We start from the raw sequence: 6344 nt of genomic DNA, 5'->3' as shown, positions 1-6344 counted from the left end.
CCGCCCGCCCGCCCCGACGAGCGCATCGTTGCCGGCCCAGCCCTGCAGCACATTGGCGCCGGTGTTGCCGACGAGGCTGTCATTGCCCTGGCTGCCGGACAGGTTCTCAATCTCGGCCAGAATGTCGCCCTGGGCCTCGCCGCCGCTGCCGGTGCCGCTGACGAGGTTGACCGTGACCCCGGCCGAGCTGGTGTAGTAGCTGGCGGTGTCGGTGTCTCTGCCGCCGTCGAGACGGTCGGCTCCGGCGCCGCCGTAGAGGAGATCGTTGCCTAGATTGCCGCGAAGCGTGTCGTTTCCGCCGAGCCCGGAGAGCCTGTCATCGCCGCCCGTGTAGGGGGAGATGCCGACGCCGCCGCCGTCCAGCACATTGTCCGCGGCAGAGCCGGTGAGCACATCCGCGTAGTAGGTGCCTTCGATGTTCTCGACATCCGGCGCGACGAGATCCCCCTCCGCCTCGCCGCCGAGCCCATAGTCGCCGATCGTCACGGTCACGCCGGCGGAGCTCACCAGATAGCTGGCGGTATCGAGGCCGGCGCCGCCCAGCAGGATGTCGGCGCCGTCCCCACCACCCAACCGATCATCGCCGTCGTCGCCGCGCAGAACATCCTCGCCCTCTTCACCGAACAGGATATCGGCGCCGGCACTGCCGTAGAGCCTGTCGTCTTCGGCGCCGGCATAGACAACATCGGCGCCGGCTCCGCCATCGAGCTTGTCGTCGCCCCGGAAGCCATAAAGCACGTCGTTGCCGCCCTCGCCGGAGAGATCGTCACCCGAACCCGAGCTTGCGAAACCGGGGTCCCCCAGGAGGACGTTGTCGGCATCGGATCCGGACAGGTCGTCGCTGAACTGCGTCCCGGTGAGATTCTCGACATCCGCTCCGATCGTGTCGCCGTAGGCGGGCCCGCCGCCGGAGAGGTGCATGCCGATCGCGGCACGGACGCCTCCCTCGATAATAGGGGCATGGCTGTAGTCGACGGTATCATTGCCATCCCCGCCATACAGCTCGTTGAAGCCGTCGCGACTGAACAGGACGTCGTTGCCGGCCTCGCCGTAAAGCTTGTTGAAGCTGCCGAGCGCTGACAGCCTGTCATCGCCACCCCGGCCGTAGAGGGAGTCGCCGGCGAACGTGCTGTGCAGGGTGTTAGGGTTGTCGTCGCCGTAGATGTCGGTCATGGGAGCCGCCTCACACTGGTCGCCGACGCCTCCAGGCATCCTCGGCCGGACCCTACCCTCCGGAAGCCACGGCCACATCATCCGAACGGACTATGCGGGCGGTTCTGCCGCGGGGTCGGCAGAAGAAGATTTCACACGAGGGCCATAGACTCCATCCCGTCGAAATCTTTAAGCTTCCCGACGGAATAAGATTTCATGCGGCATAGTCCAACGCATTGGGAGGGGGAGATGACCATCCTGATCGGAACCGAGGGCGACGACCGGCTGTTCGGCGCGGACCCGGACGACAGCCTCTACGGCCTCGGCGGCGGCGACCTGCTGCGCGGCCTGGGCGACGACGATTGGCTCGAGGGCGGCGACGGCGACGACAATCTCTATGGCGGCGCCGGCGCCGACACCCTGACCGGCGGGGCGGGCATCGACATCCTGAACTACGGCGACAGCGCCGCCGGCGTCTCGGTCAACCTGACCACCGGCGCCACCCATGGCGGCGACGCCGAGGGGGACGTCCTGCTCGACAGCTTCGAGATCGTCCGCGGCAGCCTGTTCGACGACACTCTCATCGGCGATGCCGGCGGCAACGCCCTGCGCGGCCTGGCCGGCGCCGACGTCCTGCGCGGCCTGGCCGGCGACGACATCCTCAACGGCGGCGACGGCGCCGACCTGCTGGACGGCGGCGACGGCGACGACGCCCTGCGCGGCGGCCGCGGCGGCGACAGCCTGATCGGCGGCGTTGGCCACGACCGAGTCAGCTACGCCTATAGCGATGCCGGGGTGACCATCGATCTGACCGCGGGCACGGCCCATGGCGGCTTCGCCGAGGGCGACCGGTTCCTCGACCGGGTCGAGATCCTGGACGGCAGCCTGTTCGCCGACAGCCTGGCCGGCAGTGCCGAGGCCGATGCGCTGAACGGCCTGGACGGCGACGACGCCCTCGACGGCGCCGCCGGGGACGACGTGCTGGACGGCGGCGCCGGCGCCGACCAGCTCACCGGCGGGGTCGGCACCGACACGGTCGACTACGCCCGCAGCCAGGGCGGGATCGCGATCGATCTCGCGGCCGGTGCGGCCCATGGCGGCGACGCCGAGGGCGACAGCTTCGGCGACGCCGTCGAGATCCTCCGCGGCAGCCGCTTCGCCGACACCCTGGCCGGCGACGCCGCCGACAACACGTTCTTCGGGGCGGCCGGCGCCGACATCCTGGATGGGGGTGACGGCGACGACCTGCTCGATGGCGGCGCCGGGGCCGACCACCTCATCGGCGGCGCGGGCATCGACACGGTCAGCTATGCCGACAGCCCGGTCGGCCCGACCATCAACCTGACCACCGGAATCAGCACGGGCGGCGATGCCGAGGGCGACGTGCTGACCGGGATCGAGATCATCGAGGGCAGCCGGCTGCGCGGGATCAGCGTGACCGGCGACGACGGCGTCAACATCCTGCGCGGCCTGGGCGCGATCAACAGCTTCCACGGCATGGGCGGCGACGACATCGCCACCGGGGCGGACTATGCCGACTACTTCTACGGCGGGGACGGCAACGATCACCTGGACGGTGCGGCCTACCATGACGGGCTGCAGGGCGGGGCCGGCGACGACACGCTGATCGGCGGCGCCGGCAATGACGATCTCTACGGCGACGATCTCTACGACGCGACCGGGGCCGACCGCTTTGTCTACACGTCGCTGGCCGACACCACGGTCACCTCGAACGCCAATGCGCGGGAACGGATCCTCGACTTCTCCCATGCCGAGGGCGACATCGTCGATCTCGGCGCCATCGACGCCGATGGCGATGCCGCGAATGGCGACACCGCCTTCGCCATCGTCACCGGCGCCTTCACCGGCGCGGGAGCCGAGTTGCTGATCACGCCGGTCGGGACCGGGCGCAGCGCCCTGGTCCGGGCGGATGTGGACGGCGACACGCGCACGGACTTCCTGGTGCAGATCTTCGTCGATGTCCCGCTGACCGCGGCCGATTTCGTGCTGTAGCCCTACCCCTTGACCACCACCGGGACCCGGGTCGCCGGCGGGGTGTTGCGGCTGCGCTGGCTGCGCACCACGCCGTCGATCACGGTCATGCCGACGCAGGCTTCACTCGGCGCGCCCGGCTGACATCGTATTCATTTATGGTTATATTGAAGACGCACACCATGAGAGAATACGTATGTCCCGAACCACGACGATGACGGTCCGCCTCAGCGGTGCGCTGAGCGACTTCGTGGCTGCGAATGTGGGCGAAGACGGATCCTATGAGAACGTCAGCGAGTACATCCGGGACCTGATCCGTCGCGACAAGGAGCGTACGGAGAAGGAAGCGTTCGACCGGCTGAAGACCGAGCTTCGCCACGCCTTCGCGGCGCCGGAGTCTTCCTACAAGCCGCTGACCGCGGCCGAGGTCATCGCGCGCAACCGGACCTGATGGCGGCCGTCCGCGTCCAGGAGGCGGCCTCGCACCGTCTCGACGAGATTTATCGGTACACGCGAGACCGCTGGGGAACCGAACAGGCGGATCGCTACATCACCGGCTTGTTCGAAGCCTTCGATGCGATCGAGACCCATGGGGTGATGTCGAGACCGGTCCCGGCCGCATTCGGCGTCGAGGGCTACGTCTTCCGGTACGAACGGCATTTTGTCTATTGGCGAAGGCTGTCGAACGGAGACATCGGGATCGTGACGATCCTGCACGAGCGGATGCACCAGATCGACCGCTTCCGCGAGGATTTCGGGCTGTGAGACCGGCGGGACTCTAAGCTCGCTGCCCGCTCTATCCCCTCACCACCACCGGCACCCGGGTGGCCGGCGGGGTGTTGCGGCTGCGCTGGCTGCGCACCACGCCGTCGATCACGGTCATGCCGACGCCCGGCAGGTCGCCGAGCTGCACGCTCTCCAGCAGCGACGCGCCGGCGGAGTGCTGGGCGGTGTCGAGGAAGACGAAATCGGCCGACCAGCCGGGCTCGATGATGCCGGCGTCGAGCTTGCGCATCCGCGCGGTGTTGCCGGTGGCGAAGCAGAAGGCGGTCTCGGCCGCCACGTCGCCCAGAGAGGACAGCATCGCCACCATGCGCAGGATGCCGAGCGGCTGCACGCCCGAGCCGGCCGGTGCGTCGGTGCCCAGGATCACGCGCTCCAGCTGCCCCATCTCGCGCGCCGTTCGCAGGGTGAACAGGGCCGCCCGTTCATTGCCGTTGTGCACCAGCTCCAGCCCGCGCTTGCAGCCCTCGCAGATGCAGCGGATCTGGCCGTCCGGCAAGGCGGTGTGGCCGCCATTGATGTGGCCGACCACGTCGGCGTCGGTCTCCAGAACCACATCCTTGTCGATCAGGCCCGAGCCGGGGATCGACGGGCCGCCGGTGTGGATCGTGCTCTGGATGCCGTATTTGCGGGCCCATTGCACCATGCGGTTGGCGGTCGGCCCGTCCTTGACCCCGCCGAGGCCGATCTCGCCGAGCAGGGTGACGCCGGCATCGGCCAGATCCTTGAAGTCCTGCTCCTCCATCTCGTGCTCGATCACCGGCGCGCCGGCATGGACCTTCACGCCGGAGGGGCGGAAGGCGGAGAAGCTGCGCTGCGCCGTGACCGCCAGGGCCTTCAGCCCGATCACGTCGCGCGGCCGGCCGGGCAGATGCACCTCGCCGGCCGAGATCATGGTGGTGACGCCGCCATGCAGGCTGGAATCGATCCAGCCGATCTGGTTCTGCCGCGGCGTCCAGTCGCCGATCACCGGATGGACATGGCTGTCGATCAGCCCGGGCGCCAGCGTCGTGCCATGGGCGTCGATCAGGATGGTGGCGCCTTCGGTGTCGACATCCTTCTCGCGCCCGACCGCGGTGATGCGGCCGTCGACCGCGACCACGGTGTCGGCGTCGAGGATCGGCGCCTCCAGCTTGCCGCTGAGCAGCAGCCCGATGTTGCGGATCACCAGCTTGGCCGGGCCGGCCGGCTTCTGCGGCTCGTCATGCGCCATGGAGACGTTCCTTCGTCACTGCCCCGCTGCCGGGGCGCCTCGCCTGTCGCGGGCGGTTGACAGCGCAGCCGTCCGCATTTATTGTTAGTATACAAACAAATTATGCCGCAGCAAGGCCGCCTTGCAAATTTCGCCGGAAGAATCTACATGCATCGGCTCGACAGCGGCGAGGCTATTTCCCACATTCTGCGCGTACTCGCGAGCGAAGGGTGACGAGGCATGAGCAACTTCAATGAGGAGCGCGTTGTCAGCGTCCATCACTGGACCGACACGCTCTTCAGCTTCAAGACGACCCGCAACCCGACGTTCCGCTTCAAGAACGGCCAGTTCACGATGATCGGGATCCCGGTCGACGGCAAGCCGTTGCTGCGCGCCTACAGCGTCGTCAGCCCGAACTACGAGGACGGGCTCGAGTTCTTCTCGATCAAGGTGCAGAACGGGCCGCTGACCTCGCGCCTGCAGCATCTGAAGGAAGGCGACCCGGTCATCGTCGGCCGCAAGGCCACGGGCACGCTGGTGCTCGACAACCTCAAGCCCGGCCGCAACCTGTACCTGCTCGGCACCGGCACCGGCCTGGCGCCGTTCCTGTGCCTGATCCGCGACCCCGAGACCTATGAGCGGTTCGAGAAGGTCGTGCTGCTGCATGGCTGCCGCCAGGTCGCCGAGCTGGCCTATGGCGAGCTGATCACGCAGGAGCTGCCGCAGGACGAGTTCCTGGGCGAGGAGATCCGCGGCAAGCTGATCTACTACCCGACGGTCACGCGCGAGCCGTTCCGCAACCGCGGCCGGATCACCGACCTGATCGTCTCGAACAAGCTGTTCGAGGATATCGGCCTGCCGCCGCTGGCGGTCGAGCACGACCGCGTCATGCTGTGCGGCAGCCCGCTGATGCTGGCCGACCTCAAGGTGATCCTGGAGGAGAGCGGCTTCGTCGAGGGCAACCACGGCGAGCCCGGCGACTACGTCATCGAGAAGGCCTTCGTCGAGAAGTAAGCGCGGCCCACATCGCTGCGGAGAATCAAGGCCGCCGGAGCGATCCGGCGGCCTTTTTGTTGCGGGTCCGAGCAGTCGATGCTGCATTCCTGCACCCGACCGCCGATCCGCACGTGAATCACGCATAGCCGCCGTCGGACAGGCCTCGTTTCGCACGGAACGACCGTGCCCTCCCTGCTATCATCCTCCCGGACCGCCACGCCAGGAGAGC

6 protein-coding genes are annotated in these 6344 nt (G+C 68.1%); 4 read left to right on the top strand and 2 right to left on the bottom strand.

Annotated features, from left to right (window positions below):
- Positions 1-1173: calcium-binding protein (locus ACTOWL_RS28470; protein ID WP_441324657.1), on the bottom strand; the 1173-nt coding region annotated here is incomplete at its 3' end.
- Between the two features lie 228 nt (positions 1174-1401).
- Between ACTOWL_RS28470 and ACTOWL_RS28465 the strand changes: the two genes are divergently transcribed.
- The 3 genes from ACTOWL_RS28465 to ACTOWL_RS28455 all read left to right on the top strand — a co-directional run bounded on the left by ACTOWL_RS28465 (position 1402) and on the right by ACTOWL_RS28455 (position 3909).
- Positions 1402-3165 (top strand): calcium-binding protein, encoded by a 1764-nt coding sequence (locus ACTOWL_RS28465; protein WP_441324656.1) that lies wholly within the window; start codon positions 1402-1404, stop codon positions 3163-3165.
- A gap of 193 nt (positions 3166-3358) precedes the next feature.
- Complete coding sequence (locus ACTOWL_RS28460; protein WP_441324655.1) at positions 3359-3595, top strand: ribbon-helix-helix domain-containing protein; 237 nt, start codon at positions 3359-3361, stop codon at positions 3593-3595.
- Positions 3595-3909 carry a type II toxin-antitoxin system RelE/ParE family toxin gene (locus tag ACTOWL_RS28455; RefSeq protein ID WP_441324654.1) on the top strand — a complete coding sequence of 105 codons (315 nt, stop codon included), beginning with the start codon at positions 3595-3597 and terminating at the stop codon, positions 3907-3909. Before ACTOWL_RS28460 ends, ACTOWL_RS28455 begins: the two co-directional genes overlap by 1 nt.
- Positions 3910-3940: 31 nt before the next feature.
- Here the strand turns inward: ACTOWL_RS28455 and ACTOWL_RS28450 are convergent, their stop codons facing one another.
- On the bottom strand, positions 3941-5140 hold the full coding sequence (locus ACTOWL_RS28450; protein WP_441324653.1) for an amidohydrolase family protein: 1200 nt from the start codon (positions 5138-5140) through the stop codon (positions 3941-3943).
- 219 nt (positions 5141-5359) lie between these two features.
- Here ACTOWL_RS28450 and ACTOWL_RS28445 point away from each other — a divergent pair, with 219 nt between their 5' ends.
- Positions 5360-6133: a ferredoxin--NADP reductase gene (locus ACTOWL_RS28445; RefSeq protein WP_441324652.1), complete on the top strand. Its 774-nt coding sequence runs from the start codon at positions 5360-5362 to the stop codon at positions 6131-6133.
- The last annotated feature ends 211 nt before the right edge of the window (positions 6134-6344 follow it).

Origin of the sequence: Inquilinus sp. CA228 (assembly GCF_052078665.1) — a bacterium.
Classification (GTDB): domain Bacteria; phylum Pseudomonadota; class Alphaproteobacteria; order DSM-16000; family Inquilinaceae; genus Inquilinus.
Note: the sequence above shows the minus strand (reverse complement) of the source record. Positions and strands in the feature narration are given on the sequence as shown.